The 20,881-nt window shown below is 55.9% G+C and carries 15 protein-coding genes; 11 read left to right on the top strand and 4 right to left on the bottom strand.

Annotated features, from left to right (window positions below; all coding sequences use genetic code 11):
• Positions 1-13: 13 nt before the first annotated feature.
• Positions 14-2,902, bottom strand: coding sequence for a M56 family metallopeptidase (locus tag OHL22_RS10425; protein WP_263336574.1), 2,889 nt, complete (start codon positions 2,900-2,902; stop codon positions 14-16).
• Positions 2,899-3,291 (bottom strand): BlaI/MecI/CopY family transcriptional regulator, encoded by a 393-nt coding sequence (locus OHL22_RS10420; RefSeq protein WP_263336570.1) that lies wholly within the window; start codon positions 3,289-3,291, stop codon positions 2,899-2,901. Before OHL22_RS10420 ends, OHL22_RS10425 begins: the two co-directional genes overlap by 4 nt.
• A 441-nt stretch (positions 3,292-3,732) precedes the next feature.
• Between OHL22_RS10420 and OHL22_RS10415 the strand changes: the two genes are divergently transcribed.
• From OHL22_RS10415 to OHL22_RS10395, 5 genes are all read left to right on the top strand, one after another.
• Entirely contained in the window at positions 3,733-6,657 is a 2,925-nt protein-coding gene (locus tag OHL22_RS10415) for a VWA domain-containing protein (RefSeq protein WP_263336568.1), read from the top strand.
• Positions 6,658-6,915: 258 nt separating this feature from the next.
• The gene (locus OHL22_RS10410) at positions 6,916-7,521 is read left to right on the top strand and encodes an RNA polymerase sigma factor (RefSeq protein ID WP_263336564.1); all 606 of its coding nucleotides are present in this window, start codon (positions 6,916-6,918) and stop codon (positions 7,519-7,521) included.
• Complete coding sequence (locus tag OHL22_RS10405) at positions 7,481-8,059, top strand: hypothetical protein (protein ID WP_263336562.1); 579 nt, start codon at positions 7,481-7,483, stop codon at positions 8,057-8,059. The genes OHL22_RS10410 and OHL22_RS10405 overlap by 41 nt, the downstream gene beginning before the upstream one ends.
• Positions 8,060-8,069: 10 nt before the next feature.
• Positions 8,070-8,606, top strand: coding sequence for a hypothetical protein (locus OHL22_RS10400; protein WP_263336558.1), 537 nt, complete (start codon positions 8,070-8,072; stop codon positions 8,604-8,606).
• Between the two features lie 260 nt (positions 8,607-8,866).
• On the top strand, positions 8,867-9,892 hold the full coding sequence (locus tag OHL22_RS10395; protein ID WP_263336556.1) for a radical SAM protein: 1,026 nt from the start codon (positions 8,867-8,869) through the stop codon (positions 9,890-9,892).
• Between the two features lie 131 nt (positions 9,893-10,023).
• Here the strand turns inward: OHL22_RS10395 and OHL22_RS10390 are convergent, their stop codons facing one another.
• Positions 10,024-11,127, bottom strand: a complete 1,104-nt coding sequence (locus OHL22_RS10390) for an ABC transporter permease (protein ID WP_263336553.1) — start codon at positions 11,125-11,127, stop codon at positions 10,024-10,026.
• A 347-nt stretch (positions 11,128-11,474) separates the two neighbouring features.
• Here OHL22_RS10390 and OHL22_RS10385 point away from each other — a divergent pair, with 347 nt between their 5' ends.
• From OHL22_RS10385 to OHL22_RS10365, 5 genes are all read left to right on the top strand, one after another.
• Positions 11,475-11,975, top strand: a complete 501-nt coding sequence (locus tag OHL22_RS10385) for a helix-turn-helix domain-containing protein (protein WP_263336549.1) — start codon at positions 11,475-11,477, stop codon at positions 11,973-11,975.
• A 292-nt stretch (positions 11,976-12,267) separates the two neighbouring features.
• On the top strand, positions 12,268-13,431 hold the full coding sequence (metK, locus tag OHL22_RS10380; protein WP_263336546.1) for a methionine adenosyltransferase: 1,164 nt from the start codon (positions 12,268-12,270) through the stop codon (positions 13,429-13,431).
• 174 nt (positions 13,432-13,605) lie between these two features.
• A complete protein-coding gene (locus OHL22_RS10375) occupies positions 13,606-14,139 on the top strand; it encodes a DinB family protein (protein WP_263336544.1) in 534 nt (177 codons plus the stop codon).
• 130 nt (positions 14,140-14,269) lie between these two features.
• Positions 14,270-15,037, top strand: coding sequence for a carbonic anhydrase (locus OHL22_RS10370; RefSeq protein WP_263336542.1), 768 nt, complete (start codon positions 14,270-14,272; stop codon positions 15,035-15,037).
• 330 nt (positions 15,038-15,367) lie between these two features.
• On the top strand, positions 15,368-17,074 hold the full coding sequence (locus OHL22_RS10365) for an alkaline phosphatase family protein (protein ID WP_263336539.1): 1,707 nt from the start codon (positions 15,368-15,370) through the stop codon (positions 17,072-17,074).
• Between the two features lie 68 nt (positions 17,075-17,142).
• Here OHL22_RS10365 and OHL22_RS10360 read toward each other — a convergent pair whose 3' ends face one another.
• Positions 17,143-18,021, bottom strand: a complete 879-nt coding sequence (locus OHL22_RS10360; RefSeq protein WP_263336538.1) for an aldo/keto reductase — start codon at positions 18,019-18,021, stop codon at positions 17,143-17,145.
• A 285-nt stretch (positions 18,022-18,306) separates the two neighbouring features.
• Here OHL22_RS10360 and OHL22_RS10355 point away from each other — a divergent pair, with 285 nt between their 5' ends.
• On the top strand, positions 18,307-20,877 hold the full coding sequence (locus OHL22_RS10355; protein ID WP_263336537.1) for a PAS domain-containing protein: 2,571 nt from the start codon (positions 18,307-18,309) through the stop codon (positions 20,875-20,877).
• Positions 20,878-20,881: the final 4 nt, after the last annotated feature.

The raw sequence follows: 20,881 nt of genomic DNA, 5'->3' as shown, positions 1-20,881 counted from the left end.
ACTGCTGAAGCCATCAATGGTTTTGGTCGTGCCGCATAATTTCGGTCATCACCGATCGATATTCGCCATCGGAGTGCACGCTTTCCACCGCTTTGCGCAGTGCTGAATTTACCGCCGGATCTTTCGAATACCGGTCGGCCGCATCCAGCAATACCCGGCTCTTGTCTCCGTCGGAAGAAATACGAGTTGCCGACTGAATCGCCGCAATCGCCATCGCCGAAGAAGTGCCTGGCTTGTCGAGCAAGACCGTCAGAACGTGGCTGTGATCGCCATCCGAATTGATGCTGTCGGCTGCGGCAAAGAAATCGTCGCGGACAGGTTCGACATTCGTTCCAGCAAGTTCGACCAGAACGCGAGCCTTATCTCCATCGGACGAAATGCGCTGCGCTGAATGAGCAATTCCGCCCAGCGTGGTTGAACTCAGTCCCTGCCGGTGAACAAGCGTCACTAACACCTGCTGGTGATCGCCGTCGCTCGAAATGGAGTCGGCAGCGTCGATGAAGGCCTTGCGAATGATCTCGTCATCGCTGTAGCGTGCAACTGCCTCTTTGAGGACGCGCGCTTTGTCCCCATCGGAAGAAATCTTCTGGGCCGACCGCAGTGTGCGAGCCAGCGTGTCGTGATCGTCTCCATGCGCTGCCAGCATGGCCAGCAGGACACGCGCGTGATCCCCATCCGATGACACCGATTTCGCCGCCTCGAAATACGCCATCGCGACGCCGCCATTCGCACGATATGGGTTTGCCATCTCGATCAGCACTTGGGCCTTGTCCCCGTCGGAGGAGATATGTTCGGCTGTCCTCGCCACGCTGAGAAGCGTATCGATATTTCCTGCGTCCTTGTTGAGGATGTCGGAAAGCACCCTGCGTTTGTCGCCATCCGAGCTGATGCTCTGAACCGCGTCGAACAAATTCCCGCGCAAGTCGCCAGTGAAATATTTTCCGTCCACGGTGGTGAGCACCTGCGCTTTGTCGCCATCCGAGGAGATTCCACGGATCAGTCTGGCGGCCTCTTTTAACTGCTCGATGTTCAATGTTGCCTGTGAGAACAGTTGTTCCAGATAGATGCGCTTCGATCCGTCGCTGTGAATCAAACCAATTTCAGTGATTACCGCCTGCGGACCGCCTTGACGGAGTATGCGAGCGACACGGCGTTCCGCTCCAACGCCACTCTCTCGAATCATCTGCGGCATCAACCGCGCAAGCCATGCCCGCCCCTCGGCATCCAGCGGCTTCACAGACCCGCCCACCGAGTATGTCTTTGTAAGATTCCCCGCCGAGTCTGCCTTTACGTCATAAACACGCGCGGAAAATAAGTTTCCGTCTTCTATGCGGAAGCGGCCGCCCGGCGAGAGCGACTTCACATCACTGTCGTCATCAGTAAATTCAATGGAGCCGTCGATCTTCACACTGAGCGAGGTCATTCCATTGCGTGTCGTCATCTCCATGTGCGTCTCGCCGCTTTGTTGTGAAGCGACTGGTGTCATTGGTGCGGGCGGAGCAACAGCGGCCAAGGGCGACTCCGGCGAGCCAGGAGAAAGTGGTGATAGTGGTGACGGGGGCAGCTGGCCTGAAGATTCGGGAATTAGCGCCGAGAGCTGCGTCCCTTGCTCCAGCACAACGTTATGAGCCGGTACTGGAACTTGTACCTGTGCAGCATGCAGCGGTTGCAGTGGGGTAAGCGCTGCTACTTGCGGATGGCTGTTGTCATGCGCTGTATTCTGCGCGAAGGCGATCATCTGCGGGGTCCGTACACCCACGTAGATCAAGACTCCTGCTGCTGCAATCGCCGCAGCCAACGGGCGCAGCGCGAGCTTCGGAGCCGCGTTCCGGGTTTTGTCCAGCATGTGATGAACACGGGTGAAAAGTTGTGAGCGGTTGCCTGTTGCGCCTGCCGCCAGGATGCCCGCGTGTCTCCATTGCGAGAGTTCAGCCACTCTCGTGAGCGAAGCCGCATATCGCTCAACCGTTCCAGTTGCCGCAATAACCCAGTCATCGCACGCCATCTCGCGCTCAATCGTCATCTGGTGACCGACCCAGTAGATCGCCGGCTGAATCGGCAGCATGGCTTCAATCACTTTTTGCGCGAGGTTGGTCCAATCATCGCGACGCCGCAGGTGGGCGAGTTCATGCAGCACAACATGCTCAAGTTCCGAGTCCGAAAGAGTATCGAAAAGAGCCTGCGGAATCAGAATCGCCGGATGGAAAAATCCGAGCGACATGGGCGCGGCAATGCGGCTCGAAACGAGCAATTGCGTCTGCCGGCGCACATCATTGATTCGGCTCAGGTCTTCCAAACGCAGCTGCCACTCTGTTGAGACCTCTGCGGCCTCTGCCTTTAATTTACGCAGCTTCAAAAGGCCAAATCCGAGACGCGCCAGCAACACAAAAGAAAGGAACACCCACATAGTTGCAAGCGCGCTCAGAATGCTCGCAGAATGGATACGAATTAGCGGGTGCGGAACGGCCGTTACCACCGGCGATGCCGTCCGGGGGGCGGTATTCGGCGTTTCAACAACTGCAGGCTCTTGCTTCAACAATGGCAGTGGCTTTGATTTCGGAGCTGCAACAGGATGCAATTCAGAGGCCGCTTTCGTGTGCCGCTGGCTGGCCGTGGGATGCTGAATCGTATCCGGCGCGGCCGCTACGCTCATGAGCTGGTTCGCTGCGGTAATCACAGGCAAGTTCGTTGACATCGGCGCGTATGCGGGGGTCACTCTCGACGTAAGAGGCCCGAGAGGCAACACCAGGACAGAGAGCAGTGTTACCCAAAGAACCGTAAAGCGAGTTGTTGGGTTCAATCGGGGAAACAGTTTCAGAAAGAGCCACATCGCCGCTGCCAGCAGTGTTCCTTCCCAGATTCCGTTGAGAAGAGTTGTCATCGCAAAATTGACATGGGTCATTTCTTCTCTCCTTGCTCGCTTTCGGCAATCATCTTTTTGATTCGTCGCAATTCCGCCCGGCTGATCGTTTCTTCCTTCAGCAGATTCACCACCAACTGCTCGCAGGAGCCTCCAAAAAAACGGTTCACCAGGTAGCCAAGCGCTTTGCGGCTGGCCTCTTCCTGCACAATGATGGGCTCATAAACGAAGGCTCGCCCTTCCTTCGTGTGCCGCAGGTAGCCCTTGGACTCGAGGATGCGCAGAGTGGTCAGCACCGTACTATAGGCAAGCGGCGGATCGGCCGGCAATGCCGTCACGACATCACCCACAGTCGCGCGCCCCTTTTTCCAAAGCACTTCCATGAGCGGCAACTCGCCCTCAGTGAGATGGAATGACTTTTTCCTTGCCAACGCTTTCCTCCGCATCCAGCGATTAAGAAATTAATAGTTCGAAATGTTTATACGGCTACCGGCACCGCTTGTCAATTATGAAATTAATAGTTCGTTCGCCAACCAACAAGCCCTGGATTCCGTGGTCACGCGTGACCATAACCAATGGGTAACAGATGCGATCCAATCAATTCCTCGATGTCGTTTTCCTGACAGATCTCGCTCGCGCCGTCCCGTAATGCACAAAAAGTCTTGCAGCTCGCGAACGCACAAATTCGATGGATCTGCGCTTGCCACTCCGTTCCTGAATTTGTGGGCTATACTTTCCCGAATGAAAAACCTGCACATTACTTAATGCCTAACTCGGTCAGGATTCGGGACCAGAAGGGGTGTTTTCTTCATGGGCGCGGTGAAAATGAGTACTTCTGGCCGCATCAGAGCTAATCTCAAGTGTGGAATCGAATGAGCAACCGCTTGACATTGAGTGTGCTGCTTGCCGTCGCTCTTTCCGCTTCGCTTTTTCTAGCAAGCGCGGTACAGGGGTCAGCGGCTTCGGCTCCAGCTCCAGCTTCGCCGAGTTCATCTGGCTCTGCCGACGCCGTGCAACTCTCGCTTATTGCACATGACAAGAGAGGAGAGCCAGTTCTCGACCTCAAGCCAGACGAATTGACCATCACGGAAGACGGTGTGCCCGTCAAACTAGACAATCTTCGGCTTGTCGACCAGCACAAGGATGCAAAGCAACTCGTCAGCTTTGTCTTCGATCCGTTCCCACCGGAGAAAGACGCGCACTCGCAGAAGAGTTCGTCGCGGATCGCAACGGCGCGAGATGCAGCCTTGAAAATCCTTACACTGCTCACTGAAAGCGGATGTGACTTTTCGGTGCTCAGCATTGATTCAAGGCTGCATCTTCAGCAAAGCTTCACTTCCGATCTGAACGCGGTAAAAGCCGCCATTGAAGCAGCTACAGGGCCGATTGCATCCAGAGACAAGGATCATGCGGCGATTTCCGAGAGAGAGATAATCTCGGTCGCGCTCAGCGGAGCCGATCTGGAAGGCAAGAGGGTTGCAACGCATGACCGCTTGCAGGCGCAGTCAATCTATGCCGCGCTTCGCAACTCGACACGCATTGCGCAGGACCGACATATCTTGCCATCTTTCTCCTCTCTTTTGGCCCTCGTGCAATCACAGCAAAATCTGGCTGGAAGAAAAACGATCATCTATCTCAGTTCGATGCGCCAGGATCAGATCAGTGATATTGGCACGCAGGCAATCGAGTCGATCGCTGGTGCAGCCAATCAGGCTAACGTCCGCGTTGATGTGGTCGATGTGTCTTCCTTCGGCCATCATGGATCCAAGGTAATACTCACAAATCCCGGCAGCGCGGCTATCGCCAGCGCATTGAGCTTCCGTGACTACGGCACTGGCGAAAGCACCATGGAAGTCGTGGATGATGCACCCATCGATACAGACTTGAAGCGCATGGCCGAAGCAACGGGCGGCATCTATCTCAATGGCGACAACTTGAAATCGATGCGCCAACTCACCGGAGATATGTCGACATATTACGAGGCTTCCTTTCTTCCCAGAAGCGAGGAATACGATGGAAAGCTTCATCCGCTCGTAGTCACCCCACTTCGCAAAGGGCTCAAGATTCGTACCCAGACTGCCTATCTTGCGTTGCCTCCTCCCTCGGCGGACGGCAGTAGCCTGCAACCGTTTGAGCTGCCACTGTTGAAACAGCTCAAAGAGTCGCCCTTGCCTGCCCAATTCCCTTTCCGAGCCACGGTTCTTGATATGGGTGATAGTGAGGATGGCAGGAGAAGTACGCTGGCGATTGAGGTTCCGGTCGAAAACCTGAATCTACAGCAAGACGCAAACTCTCCCGGTTCACTGGCACATGTGGCGATGATCGCCAATGTGAAAGACGAGACCGGCGCCGTCGCGGCGCACTTCAGTTCCGACACCCCGCAGCGTATCGGTTCCCATCAGGCAAGCGTCAAAAGCAACGAAGTCATCTCGCTGCAACGTCATTTCATTCTGCCACCGGGCAAATACACCCTCGAAGTTTTGATCGTCGACACCACGAGCGGCAAAGCTGCGGCGAAACAGATTTCCTTCGAGGTGTCGAGCGGGTCTAGCGCACCCTCTCTCGGCAATATGATCCTCGTGCGGCGGACCGATCCTGTTCTCTCCAGCGATCTCGATATAACCGATCCACTGCGTGATGGCAAAACTCGCATTATGCCAAATCTCTCCGGAGCCCTCGCAGCAGGCAACAGCAACGTTTCCATTTTTTTCGCAGTACACGAAAACCCGCTCTCACCGCAACCGGCAAAGCTTGAGATAAAGGTGCTCCGCGATGGACAAGTATTAGGAGGCGCCCCATTATTGGCGCGACAAGTCCGCGGGGGAGAGTACTATTCGTACCTCGGCAGCTTTTCTCTAAATCCTGCAACCGATGGCACCTACCAGGTTGAAGCTCTGCTCACCCAGGATGGGAAGAGCGCGGAGTCGGACACTTCTTTCACGCTCAGCGGTATGGAGGGCGCTGAAGCGGACACCGCAGGCAACACTTCAAGCGTCGAATCTGTCGCGCGGCCTTCCGGTCCGTTGAATATTGCCGTCTCACCCAATCCTGTTCAACGCCCCTCCGACGATGAACTCAAAGCGCTCCTTGCCGAAGCAGCGCAATATGCAAATGCATATTGGGATTCTCTGCCGAACTTCATGTGCCACCAAGTCACCGAGCGATTTGTCGGCTCCCACAATGAAAAAAACTGGGAACACATCGATACACTTTCCGGCCAGCTCACCTACTTCGAACATCAAGAAGACTGGGAATTCCAGCAGCTCGAGAAGGACCAAAAGAGAAACCGTGACAGCAGCTCCGACGCGCGAGGCGGCGTCACCAGCGCCGGAGTCTTCGGCGGCCTCATTCGCGGCTTGTTTCGGCCAGCCGCTAAAGCGGAGATCACGTGGGTTGAAAGTGACGCACTCGGTGACGGAACCGTACAGGTTTTCAAGTATCGCGTCGCCAAAGAAAACTCGAATCTAACGCTGCGCTCCGGACCCATGGAGGTTTTTCTCGTCGGTTATCACGGTATGGTTTATATCGACAGCGCTACTCACGTGGTCCGGCGCATCACTGAGATCGCAGACGATGTGCCCAAAAAATCTCTCATCCGCGAGTCTCTTGTCAGTGCAGACTACGACTTCGTCTCCATCAACAACCAGCAATACCTGCTTCCGGTCGGAGCGCAGATCGTTGTGCGGAGAGGAAGTCTCCGATCTACGCTGGAGCTGAACCAGATTCGATTCCGCGACTTCCATCGCTTCGTATCCACGTCAAGAATTCTGACCGGCACAACCATCTCGGAACCCTGACTCCTCGGAATCTGGCTCTCGGAACCTGAGCTGCGCTGTGCCTCGGCCATCGCATCCGTTCCAATGACTCCTCTCGCGAGCCATCGCACTGTTACTGCTCTGCCTTGCCCATCCTTCGCAGCACAATCCGCGGTCTGACAAATAACAAACAGATTTCCGACCCGGCTTTGTGAAGAACACAGGCGATTCACCTTCCACGAACAAAATATTTCCGAATATCCGAACGCTTCTCCGATTTCCTGCTCTTTACTAGGTGAGATGGAAAACGCGCTGACGATGACGACGCTGGGATCTCTCCGAAAACCGGCAGAGACTGAGGAAGCGAGTCGCTCCGCCTTTGCGGAAATCGTCACCGCTCATGCAAGCCTCATGCACAAGATCGCCCTCAGCGTCACCCGCAACAGCGATGACGCTGAAGACATTGTCCAGGAAGCCTTCCTCCAGCTCTACCGCACGACAGGCTGGCCCCAGATCGCCGACCACCGCGCCTATCTCGCCCGCGTCACATGGCGCATCGCCATCCGCCACCGCCCAAAGCCTGCCGGCGAGCTCCCGTTCAACCTGCCCGCAAACTCCGCCGGCCCCGAGCAAGAAGTCATCCACCGCCAGGCCGAATCCACCCTCCATGAACTAATCGACCGCCTGCCCGAAAAGCTACGCCAGCCGCTCGTCCTCATGGCAATCGAAGAGCTAACGTCACCCGAGGTCGCCGCCATCCTCGGCATCCCCGAAGGCACAGTCCGCCGCCGCGTCCACACCGCCCGCGAACAGCTGCGCCGTCAATGGGAAAACTCAACCCATTCAACAAGAAAGGAGCGCGCGCATGACTCAGTCGCCAGAAAGCTTCGACCATCTGCTCGATAAGGCTCTCCGGTCCTACTCTTCTGCCAAACCGCGCCTCGGCCTTGAAGACCGCATACTTGCCCGTGCCTCCGGGCACGCCTCACGGCACCTTTCGGCCCGCAATTTTCTCTGGGTAACAGCGGCAGCAGTCTCCCTCGCAGCAATCATTGCATTCATCGCAACCAGCACTTACCCAAACCGGAAGCAGCAGGAAATTGTCCAAGGCGCGGCGTCATCACAGCCGATTCCAAGGCCCGCGCAAACGCGAACACACGCCGTCACTCCTCATGCGGAACCGGTCATCCTTCACCGCGCTCACCGTGCCACCCAACCTGAACAAGGCCAACCGCAGCTCACTTCAGAAGACCGTCTGCTCATTCAATTTGTCGCACTCCATACCGAAGATGCTCTCGCCATCTCCAAACCCGCGTCCGCAGCCCTTAGCCCGATAGCAGATAACCCAATAATGGTTCAGCCTATCCAGACCAAACCTATCTCTTCCACCCCCGTCGTGATCCAGGCAATCACGATGGATCAGGCAGACCACCCCAGCTTTTAAAGGAAAACCAATGCGCAATCACCGTCTCTTACTGCTCTGTCTTCTGTTCGTCCTTCCCATGGCTTGCGCACAGGAGCCGCAATCTGCAACCGCCGAGGCTCCCGGGACAACAGCACCCTACCAACTCACGCTCACCCTCGTCGTCACAGATCATGGAAAGAAAACCATCGATCAAAGCTACACACTGGCCGCCGCGAGCCGGGGCAAAGGCTCGCCCTTCGGCAATCCCTCTGTTCGCGACACGGACCATGTTCCTGTTCCAACCGCGCCCGGAAGTTCGACTTACCAATACGTTGACGTGGGAACCAACATTGATGTCGATTCTTTGCGGCAAATCGACTCGATGCTTGGAATGCAGTTGCGCATCGAAAATGACGCAGCCATCGCCTCCGACGCGCAAGGCCAGCCGGTACGACGCCGGTTGGCTTATTCACTCGTCCCAATCGTGCCGCTCGGTAAGCTGACCACCATCTTTTCTTCCGGCGATGGGATCAACGCTCAGAAAGTAGAAATCCAGCTTCTCGCCCAACCCCTCGGCGCAAAATAACCCCAAGACGAAAAGGGGGTGCGGTCTCGCACCCCTTGTGCCGTTTCCACCTTTCCCAAATGCAGCATCGTCGCCCACGCCCGATCTTCTGGAAGTAGCAAATCTCGAAAATGAGTCCCGACAACTTTGCGGAGGGAATCCAGACCGCATGTGATTTCTTCATGCTCGCGGTTTATATGCAACCTTGGGATTCGGGCGGTTTGTCACCGCGTTTGGGCGCTGCGTCGCAGAGAAACGATGGATGTGATTCAATAGTAAAGATGGCTACTCCTGCAAGATTGACGGCTAAAGGACGCGCGAAGGCCGCGTTGCGGCGGGCGCGTGAGCTGGCGCTGGTAGGAAAGGCGCTGGCCTCGACCGGGCATCCGGTAATGGCGCAGATTGTGCCGATGCGGTTCTGCAACCTGTCGTGCGCGTATTGCAATGAGTACGACAAGGTTTCGAAGCCGGTGCCGCTGGCTGAGATGGAGCGGCGCATCGATCATCTGGGCCGGCTGGGGACGAGCATCATTACGATCTCGGGCGGCGAGCCGCTGACGCATCCAGAGTTGGATGGTGTGATCATGCGCATGCGTAAGGTTGGCGCGATGGCTGGGATGATCACGAATGGATATCTGCTGAATGCGGAGCGGATCGAGCGGCTGAACAAGGCTGGGCTCGACCACATGCAGATCTCGATCGACAACATCAATCCGGACGATGTGTCGATGAAGAGCCTGAAGGTGCTGGACAAGAAGCTGGAGATGCTGGCCGAACATGCCGAGTTCCATGTGAATATCAACTCGGTGGTGGGCGGCGGCATTAAAAATCCAAACGACGCGCTGGTGATTTCGAAGCGTGCATTGGAGCTGGGGTTCAGCAACACGATCGGTATCATTCACGATGGCGATGGGCAGTTGAAGCCGCTGGGCGAGGAAGAAGCGAAGATCTATTTTGAGGTGCGAGGACTGGAGCGCAGGAGCTATTCACGCTTCAATGAGTTCCAAGAGGCGATTGCGCAGGGCAGGCCGAATGAATGGCGGTGCCGGGCAGGCTCGAGGTATCTGTATATCTGCGAAGACGGGCTGGTGCATTACTGCTCGCAGCAGCGTGGTTTTCCGGGTGTTCCGATTGCGCAGTATACGCGCGAGGATCTGAAGCGGGAATTCTTGACGGCGAAGTCGTGCGCGCCGAATTGCACGATCAGTTGCGTGCATCAGGTGAGCTACATCGACCACTGGAGGGCGCCGCAGAAGGATATGGTTTCGCCGGGTGGGCATCTAGTGACAATTCAGGGCGCGAATTAGGAAAAAGCCCGCCTCGGAGCTGAATAGCGAGTCAATTCGCGTTCTGTTACAAGGCGAGTGTTAAGGTCAACGTTCAAGAAAAAGGCCGGAAGCAATTGCTTCCGGCCTTTTCTGTTCTCAGCATCGTAAGGCTATTCGTAAGCCAGGGCGTCGATGGGGTCTTTACGGGCGGCCAGCCACGCAGGATAGGCAGCGCCGATGACAGCGCCGCAGAAGGCGATGATGCAGGCCTCGATAATCCAGCTTTGCGTGATCTCAAAGAGCAGTGTGGGTTTGGTGGCCAGTAGAAACGAATGGATGCCATAGGTGAGGGCAAGGCCGAGAACGATACCAGCGATGCTCATGAGCACGGATTCTTGTAAAACGAGGGTGACGATGGCGGTTTTCGAGGCACCCATGGATTTGAGAATGCCGATTTCCCGTGTGCGCTCGAGTATTGCGGTGTACATGGAGAGGAATATGACGAGGAAGCCAATGATGGAAGCGATCAAAGTGACAACGTTGAGGGCGATGTTGAAGCCGGGGATGTGCTCGGGCGCCCAGAGAGAGAGCCACTCCTCGATGGTCCAGACCTGGTAATTCTGGAAGCCGGGCGTTGCAAGAATCTCTTTCTGAACGAGATCGTGATTGGAGGAGACATCACTCTTGACATAGAAGAGGGTGGCTTTGCCTTCGGCACCAGTCAGATCGCCGAGTGTTTCGATTGGAATCATCTTGCGGCCACCTTTGCCGCTCTCGACGATGCCGCAGATGTGGAAGGGGTGGCCGAGGATCTGGATGGTATCACCGACTTTGTAACCTTTGTCGGATCGGGCGAAGACATCGTCGACGATGACATCGTTGGCCCCGGTAAATGGGCCTCCGGAGAGGAAAATGAAGGGCTTTAGCGCACTGTAGGTGGGGTAATCAATGCCATAGAGGACTTCGAGCGCTCCGCCGACGGTAGTTTTTTGGATAACGGGCGAGACAATGGATACATGAGGCAGCTTGCGGATAGCTTCGGCGTTTTTGGCCGGGACAGGTGAGCTGCCGAGAGCAGAGATAAAGCTGGAGCCGGGAGGTGCGACGATGAGATCGGCGCCGATGCCGTTAGTGCGGATCTTCTGGCTGTCGATCTGGCCGAGGAAGATGGCAGATACGGAGAGGATCATAACCACTTCAATCGCGATGGCGACCGCGGAAATGACCGAACGCATCGGGCGGTGGATCAGGTTGGCGAAGACGAGCTTGTTCATAGACAATGGCGAGCCTGGGGACAGGCTTCAGAGCTCCTTAAGAACTGGCGATCACCGTGACTCGCGAATAGCCGAGCCACTTGGACGAGAAAAACCGCTCCGGTTCCTTGGATGAGGGTAACAGGCGAGGCGTGATTCGATAGTTTATGCCCGATTGGAAGAGAGATACTGGACTTGAGGGATAAAGTGCGAGGATGGGCAAAGGTTTTCCCGTATTGGCAAAATCGAGTCCACCTGTATGAAAATAAAGGGAAGTTCCGAAAGTCATTTTGACCCGCGCGGGGATTCGGCAGTATCTTTGACTGTGGAAATCCCTTACAGGGAAAAGTGTCCCGATTGCGATGAGCATGGGTAACTTTGGCGAAGAGTTGCGAATGGAGCGGTTAAACCGAGGCATCGCACTCGAGAAAATCACGGAGATCACGAAGATCAGCCAGCGGCATTTGGTTGCGCTGGAGGAGAACCAGTTTCGTGTGCTTCCGGGTGGAATCCTGAACAAAGGCATTGTTCGCGGGTACGTCAAAGTTCTCGGTCTGGATGAGATGGACTGGATCGGGCGATTCCAGAGCGCCTACGCCGCTTCAGGTGATGTGCTCGATGACGACCGCAACTGGATGGAGTTTGCCGCCAATGTGGGGCGGGCGCGGGTAAGGCCGCGGGATGCTGCGACGGAGCGGTTGAAGTGGGCCGGAGCCGTGTTGCTGCTGCTGGTTGTCGGGATTGCGTTGTTTTTTGGCTATCGCTATTACGGCTATCGCTCTGGGTGGTGGCCGACAGTGGTGCCGGGCCGGGAGACGGCGGTGCAGGACCGCCAAGCCGAGGCCTATCAGCTCAGGCTAGACCACTGACAGGTTTCAAATCGCCAATTCCTCCAGATCGAACACGCGCTTTTTAGAGAAATGGCTATTTCCCACTCAGACTGCCTGGAGCGCCTTTGAGATGGCTCAAAGAGCCATTGGCTGAGGGTCTTTGCCCTGTTGCTAGCCGGGAAATTATGATGGTAAAGATGCGGATTCCGGCGTGATGCGCTATCCGCTGCACTGTGGGAATGTGCGAGGCGTCTTGGGCTCGAGTGGCTGAAGGCGATGCGTGCGTTTCGGTCCGGAGAAAGCCGGCACAGATAACACAGGAGGAGACGCTTTGAGCGATCGCACATTGTTTACGTCGGAATCGGTCACGGAAGGCCATCCGGACAAGATTGCCGACCAGATTTCCGATGCCATTCTGGATGCCTGCCTGGAGCAGGATCCTTACAGCCGCGTTGCGGCAGAGACGCTAACGGCGACCGGACTGGTTGTCATTGCGGGCGAGATCACGACCAAGGCCTATGTGGATTTCCAGACGCTGGTGCGCGGCGTGGTGGCCTCGATCGGGTATGACAATGCGCTGTACGGCTTTGACTCGAATACCTGCGCGGTGATCTCGTCGATCAATCGCCAGTCGGGTGATATTGCGCAGGGCGTGGATACGGGCGGCGCTGGCGACCAGGGCATGATGTTCGGCTTTGCCACGAATGAGACGCCGGAGTTGATGCCGGCAGCGGTCTCGCTGGCGCATAAGCTGACGCACAAACTCTCTGAAGTGCGCAAGAATGGCAAGCTCGCGTATCTGCGGCCAGATGGCAAGAGCCAGGTGACGGTGGAGTACGACGAAAACGGCAAGGTCGCTCGCATCGATGCGGTGGTGATTTCGACTCAGCATGCGGAGCACGTCTCCAACGAGGAGCTGCGCGCGGACATTCTGAAACACGTAATTCAGGCTGTTCTTCCGGCGGAGTGGCTGGATGAGAACACCAAGTACCACATCAACCCGACGGGCCGGTTTGTGATTGGCGGTCCGATGGGTGACACGGGCCTGACGGGCCGCAAGATCATCGTGGACACCTACGGCGGGGCTGGCCGGCACGGTGGTGGCGCATTCAGCGGTAAGGATCCGACGAAAGTGGATCGTTCGGCTGCGTACATGGCCCGTCACATTGCCAAGAACATCGTTGCGGCAGGTCTGGCCAGCAAGTGCGAAGTACAGCTTGCGTACGCGATCGGTGTAGCTGAGCCGGTTTCGGTGCTGGTGGATACCTTTGGCACGGGCAAGGTGAGCTCTGCGAAGCTGACAGAGCTGGTGCGCAAGAACTTCTCGCTGACGCCCAAGGGCATTATCGAGAGCCTGAAGCTGCGCCGTCCGATCTATCGCAAGACGGCTGCTTATGGGCACTTCGGACGCACGGAGGCTGACTTTACTTGGGAAGCAACCGACAAGGCTGCTGCTCTTGCAGAGCAAGCCGGCGTAGCGGTAGCGGCGAAGTAGCGATACCTGGATGTGATAACAAAGGCCTCCGCGATGCGGAGGCCTTTTGTTTTGGAAAGCTGATAGGAACAAGGTAGTCTGTCCGGGGATGCTGCGGAACCGCATGTGGCCGATGCGGCTGCGGAACTGTTGGAAAATCGAAAGAATCAAATCGAGAGAATCAGAGGAGCCGGAATGAAGAAGCTGTTTGCGCTAATGTTGCTAACCGTCGCACTGCCCTGTTTCAGCCAGACAACTGACAAGGATGTGCTGTTGAAGCACTGGAAGACCTCGGGAGATCTCACTATTGCAGTAGCCAATGCCATGCCCTCCGAGGGCTATTCGTTTCGCCCTGTGCCGGCTGAGATGAGCTTTGGCGAGCTGATGGTGCATATTGCCGCCGCTGATCGCAATGCGTGCGCCAACGCGAGCGGGCTCACAGCGCCTGCGCTACCGGCCAAGGTCGGCGACTGGACCAAGGATCTGGTGAAAGCGGATGTGGACAAGGAGACGGCGGTGCAGTTTCTTCAGGACACCTTTGCTTTTTGTCAGAAGGCTATTACTGAGATGCCCGCGAGCAACATGGCTACGGTGGTTGGGCCGGCAAATCGTCATCTGATGGGTTCGGAGTGGTTGTGGTCGTACTTTACGCACACGGCGCATCATCGTGGGCAGGCTGAGGTGTATTTGCGGCTGAAGGGAATTACGCCTCCGACATACGCATTCTGAGGTTGTGTCTGTAGTTGTGTGCCCAGGGTTATGTCCTTGGTTAAAAGAGAGGACTGATTCTGATCTGGTGCGTCCATTCTCTTAAGCCTGAGATTTTGGAAATTTCTGTGAGGAAGGTGAACTACTGACGATGGCACGACTGGTTCGGATAGTGATTGGATTGGGATTGTGTGCTGGAATTGGTTCGATTCCGGTGGCGACGCTGGCACAGCAGCAGGGCGGCGCTGCGTGGGACTACACCGGCAAACTGGGGCCTTTTCACTGGGGCAAGCTTGATCCGGCATACAAGACTTGCGCTGACGGTAAGGAGCAGTCGCCGATCGATATTCGCGGCGCGCATCTGGATAAGAATCTGCAGCCGATCGAGTTTCACTATCTTGCTGGGCCGATGACGCTGGTAAATACCGGACATACGGTCCAGGTGACGGCTGCGCCGGGCAGCTACATTATTGCGAACGGCACCCGGTATGACTTGGTGCAGTTTCATTTTCATCATCCGGGCGAGGAGGCTGTGAAGGGCACGCTGCCGGATATGGACGTGCATCTGGTGCACAAGAGTGCGGACGGCAAGATTGCGGTGGTCGCCGTGCGGCTGATGGAAGGGAATGCCAACGCTGTGCTGGCCGCCCTGTGGGAGCATCTGCCAAAGACAGTGGGCGCAAGCGACAAGATGCCCGATCTGATGAGCCCGCTAGGACTGATTCCACGCGATCCGGGTTACTGGATGTATGAAGGATCGCTGACAGCACCACCATGCACGGAGGGCGTGCAATGGTTTGTAATGGAGCGGCCAGTGGAGTTGTCGCGTGGCCAACTGCGGGCGTTTGGCGCGCTCTATCCGGTGAACAGCCGTATGCTGCAATCGCCGCATGGGCGGAAGGTTGAGGCCAGCGAATAGCGCGGCTTCATCGAAAGGGCCTTCTGTAACTATCAGAGTGAAACATTTGAAAGCTGACTGTGTATCGCAGCCAGCTTTCTTTTTGAGTCAGCTTTCTTTTATGCCGGGCAATCTGGTTATGCCAAAAACAGTGGTGGAAAAAAGAACTACCTTGACGTGACGGTGTGCTCTTGACGTGACGGTGTGCTGAATTGCACATGTCAAAACAGATAAACATAAGAATTTAATAAAGTTTTCTCCTTTTTCAGTCTTGAATTCACCGAGAATTCATGAGCGCAAGACATCGTTCTTTATGTTGCAAAGCTAAAGTTGCGTGCCAAGGAGGGGAGAATGAAATTCAAATCCCTGGCAGTGTTTTCTCTGGCCGCCATCGCAGCGGTTGGTTATTCTCAAGAATCCAACAAAGACTGGGATCATACACCGATTCGCCATGTGCTCTTGATCAGCGTAGATGGCATGCATGCGGTAGATCTCCTGAACTGCGCAAACGGCGTCCCGGGAGTGAACGGGGGCGATCCTTATTGTCCGAATCTGGCTGCCCTAACGACGACCGGCGTGAACTACACGGCGGCGAGCACGTCGAGACCATCTGATTCTTTCCCCGGCTTGATGTCGATTGTTACCGGCGCCACACCGCGTACGATGGGTGTGTATTACGACGTATCTTACGATCGCTCACTGGATGCGCCGGCGAAGACGACAGGTAATGGTGTTGCAGCCGGACCATGCACCGCGGGAGCGGCGCCGACCGGTACCCGAACTGAGTATGAAGAGGGCATCGATAAGAATCAGGGCTTAGTGAACGGTGGAGCTCCAGGAGCGGGTCCGACGGACGGTGGCATTGCTTCGATCGATCCGCAGCGTCTGATTCGTGATCCCAAACGCGGTTGCGCTCCGGTCTGGCCGTGGGAGTTTGTGCGGACCAACACAATCTTCGGAGTCATTCATCAAGAGGGTGGCTACACGGCATGGTCGGACAAACACCCTGCGTATTCAGCCGTGGCCGGGCGCAATCCGGATGGCGCGGGAGCGCTGAACGATTACTATTCGCCGGAGATCAACTCGAACGTAGTGGGTCTGCCAGGGGTCAAGACGCCGACCGGCATTGATTGTTCTGTCGTTCCTGATTCAGGCTCGGATCTGACAGCGTGGACGAACAGCTTCCAGAATATTCAGTGCTACGACCAGCTCAAGGTCAACGCAATCCTGAATGAAATTGAAGGCAAGACACACGATGGCAAGAATGCCAAGGTGCCAACGATCTTTGGCATGAACTTCCAGGCCGTCAGTGTGGGGCAGAAGCTGGTAGAGAAGAGCAATGGCACGACGGGCGGATATCAGAATGCGGCCGCTACTCCTACTCCGGCACTCCTGACTGAATTCCAATTCATCGACGACTCGATTGGTGCAATGGTGAACAAGATCAAGGATCGTGGGCTGTACGAGTCTACCCTGATCATCATCACGGCGAAACATGGACAGAACCCGATCGATCCGGCGTTTTATGTTCCGATCCTGAATTCCGGAACTTCGCCGGCGACGATATTGAGCAACGCCAACCTGCTTCCATTTTCGGAGTCAACCAACAATGCGACGGGCATTGGACCGACGGAAGACGATATCTCGCTGCTGTGGCTGAATTCTTCTTCTGAGACAAAGACTGCGGTTAGCCTTCTGGAAACCAACAAGGATCAGGCAGGGATTGGGCAGATCTTCTACGGTCCTTCTCTGTCACTGAACTACAACACACCAGGTCTGGGTGCGGGACTTGATCCGCGCACGCCGGACATCATTGTGACTCCAAATGTGGGCGTGGTGTATACCGGCAGCACGAAGAAAGAATCCGAGCACGGCGGATTTGCGCATGATGACACGAACGTGATTCTGTTGGTGTCGAACCCCGGGATCGTGCCCCACACGGTGTATAGCAACGTAGGGACGAACCAGGTGGCGCCGACGATTCTGAAGTCGCTGGGGATCGATCCGAAGCGGCTGGATGGCGTGCGCTGGGAAGGTACGGCTACGCTGCCTCAGTAATAAAGTCAGTCAAAACGACAAAGGGCGTCCAAATAGGACGCCCTTTGTTTTTATGACCGAAATCTATCTCAGGCCAGTGCCAGGTTGAGATTGTCGATGGCTTCGTCGACTTCGTTGGGGGCTTTGTAGCCGATGGTAACGGCGTCTACCCCGGCATTCTTGAATGCGAAGCGTAAGGCTTTCTGACGGTCTTCGTGATTGAAGACACCTTCCCCTACGAGCTTCATGCTGATGACTCCCATGCCTGCCTTGTGCGCAGATTTCACATGGGTGACAACTTCGTTCACATTTCCAAGCTCATCGGCATCTGGGATCTCCGCATCCATGCGTGTGCCTTTATGGTTCATGCGAATCATGGCGACATCGAGCCAGTCCATCGTTGGTACCTGTCGCAGCGCAGGTAGACCGTGTACGGATGCCCCATGGCTGCGAATCACCTCACGATGTTCGGCTTCCATGATGGCGTCCTGCCAGTGCTTTGTGTCTTCCGGCCAGGTGGGTGTGTGCTGGTAGTGCAATAGCATGATGTCGAAATAATCAGTCTTCGCCATGGTCCGCAGCTCATCGAACTTGGCTTGCGGATCGACGCCGGGGCGCGTGGTGACTTTAGACATGATGCGGTAGCTGTCGCGCGGCACGCCCTGAAGCGCAATGCCGAGCATGGTGTGCATCTCGTGGTAAGACTCAGCGGTCTCGTAGAAGCGAATGCCGCGGTCATAGGCATAGCGCACGAGTTTGGTGAACTGGTCCTGACCGAGATCGCGCTGGACCTGGCCGCTGAAGGTACCGGTGCCAAAGGCAAGGCGCGTGACCTTGATGTCAGATTTGCCAAGGGTTACCCAATCGGTGGCAGTCTGCTGTTTAGCCTGAAGCGGCAGCGTACTGGAAGCGACTGCACTCGCGGCAAGTGTGGTTTTGAGGAATGCGCGTCGGGAGAAAGGAGCCATGGTGGAGGTTCCTCCGTTGGATGGGATGTTACCACAGGCGGCTTGATTCGTTCTGGGGTCAGGAGATCTACGGAGTTTTACGATACACAATACAGAAGCTATGTGGGAAAGCGGTATAGTGTTTGAAAGCCAGCCGGATTTGATTGAGAGCATGCGATTGATTCCTGATTTCCGGGGCGGACGCCGGATACCGTCGATGGGCGGAGAAGGCATGCCAGGAATGGAGGTCATGCGCAGGGGTGAATGTTTGAAGTGTATTGAACTGCTCGCAGAGGCTGGTATGTCATGCGCCTTTTAGGTAGCTCGGAAAATCTGCCGCGAACATCGATGCGGCATCACGTACTGGCTCTGATATGGGTGGCATTAGCGACCGGAGCCAGTCTCGCGTTTTCGCCATATCTCCCTGAGTATCCCGCTGTGCCGGCATGTTTCTATCTCTGTGCGGTTACGGCTTCGGCCATTTATGGCGATTTTCAGTCGAGCATAACCGCGCTTGTGTTGTCCGATATTCTGCTGGGGCTGCTGTTTTGGCGCAGATTCGTGTATACGCATGGCGTCTCGCTGATGGTGCGGGAGTTTTTGTACACGGCGCTGAGCGGCTATGTGTGCCTGCTGGCGCACAAGCTGAAACTCGCGCGAGCCGGGGAAGCGCGTTCAATACGGGCATTCGCTGATTTCACGCATTCCGCTCCTATTGGCTTTTCGTTGCACAGGCCAGATACAAGCTATATCGACATCAATCCGCAGCTCGCGGAGTGGAACGAGATGCGCCGCGAGGAGCACCTGGGGCGTACCCTGGCAGAGGCCGTGCCGGGACTGGCGGCGAGTCTGATACCGCATCTGAAGCGCGTGCTGGAGACGGGAGAGAGCACGACGGTGGAGATCGCCGGTGATCCGCATGAGGCGAATAACAAGCAGCGCTACTGGTTGACGAGCTACTTTCCGGTGCGTAACGCAAGAGGCAAGATCGAGGCGGTTGGAACTGCGGTCCTGGAAACGACACGCGAACGACACGCACAGGCCGCGCTAGCGAATAGTGAGTCTCGATACCGGCTGCTGACCGAAACGTTGTCGCAATATATCTGGACTGCGGACGAGAACGGCAAGATCGACTATTGCAACAAGTATTTCCTTGAGTTCTGCGGCATGACTCTCGAGGAAGTGAAGGCGGGCAAAGCGCTGGAGTTGTTTCACCCTGAAGATCGCGAGAGGATGCTGACAAAGATCAGCGCAAGTCTTGCATCGGGCAAGATATTTGAGGACGAACATCGCGTACGGCATGCACGTGATGAGGAATATCACTGGCATCTTGCCCATCTGGAGCCATTTTTTGATTTGAGTGGCGCGCGCCGCTGGCTTGGTGTGGCTATTGACGTAACGGCCCGCAAGAAAGCGGAGATTGAACTGCGAGCGGCACATGACCGCCTAAGCGTGTTGCTTAGCTCCATTTCCGAGTCGTTCATTGTGCTGGACAAGGACTGGCGCTTTCAGTACGCGAACGACAGTGTGATGGAGCATCGCGGCATGGCCTGGAGCGAGATGCAAGGCAAGTCGGTATGGGAGATTTATCCTGCCGCGCTCGAGACCGAGTTCAAGGCTGGGTATGAAAAGGTGATGCGAGAGCGGACGCCGCATCGCTTCGAAGTGAAGTACCCCATGGGCGATGGCACGACACGCTATTTTCTTGTACATGCACATCCGACAGGCGAAGGCTTATCGGCGTTGGTCACAAATATCACGGATCGGAAGGGTGTGGAGGAGCAAGCCAGATTGGCGCATGAGCGCTTCCAGCTTGCACTCCACGGCACACCGGTTTCGGTGTTTCATCAGGATCGCGATCTGCGCTACATATGGGTTTATAACCCGGCGCGAGGGATGGATCCGAACGAGATGTTGGGCAAGCGTGATCGGGATTTTATCGAGCGTGCCAGTGATGCCGAGATGACGGAAACAATCAAACGGGAAGTGATTCGCACCGGCGTGGGACAGCGGCGCGAGATCGTTGTACGGTCGCGAGGAGCGGATGAAATTTATGATTTGCAGGTGGAACCTCTGCGCGATGCAGACGGAGATATTACCGGGGTCAGCTGCGCGGCTATTGACATCACGGAGCGAAAGCGCACTCAGGAGGCTCTCATACGCAGTGAGAAGCTTGCCTCTGCGGGACGCCTGGCGGCTTCTATTGCCCATGAGATTAATAATCCTCTGGAAGCGGTTACGAATCTGCTCTATCTGACGCGGCATGTACCAAACCTGCCAGAGGAAGCGCAGCAATACATCAGCATGGCTTCGGAAGAGTTGGAGCGCGTGGCGCATATTACGCGGCAATCGCTGGGCTTTTACCGGGAGCCTTCGACTGCGCAGATAACGTCCCTTGCGGCCGTAATGCAGTCTGCTATCGAGCTTTTTCGCGGTAAGCTCCGTAAACAGCAGGTAGCGATAAGGCAAGAGTGGAAAGATGATATCGCGATCGAGGCTGTGGGCGGAGAACTGCGGCAGGTCTTCTGCAATCTGTTGTCCAACAGCATTGAGGCAATGAAGCATGGCGGGAATATCCGGATAAGAATGGGTCAAAGCCGCGTGCTTGAAGACGCAAAGCAGTATGTACGCATCACGTTCGCAGACGACGGTTGTGGTGTGCCCCAGGAGATTCGCACGCAGATCTTCGAACCATTCTTCACTACACGCAGCTCTACTGGAACTGGATTGGGCTTGTGGGTTTCAAAACAGCTTGTGGAGAAGCATGGTGGACGTATACGGCTGAGGTCAAATACCGGAACAGCGGAACATGGAACAGCAGTGATGATTCTGTTGCCTGTGTCAGAGTGTGGAAGTCAAAATCAACTTAAAGTTTGAAGAC

The organism is Acidicapsa dinghuensis (assembly GCF_025685685.1).
In the GTDB taxonomy this organism is placed as follows: Bacteria; Acidobacteriota; Terriglobia; order Terriglobales; family Acidobacteriaceae; genus Acidicapsa; species Acidicapsa dinghuensis.
The sequence above is the reverse complement of the archived record's forward strand: the minus strand, read 5'-3'. Positions and strand labels throughout refer to the sequence as shown.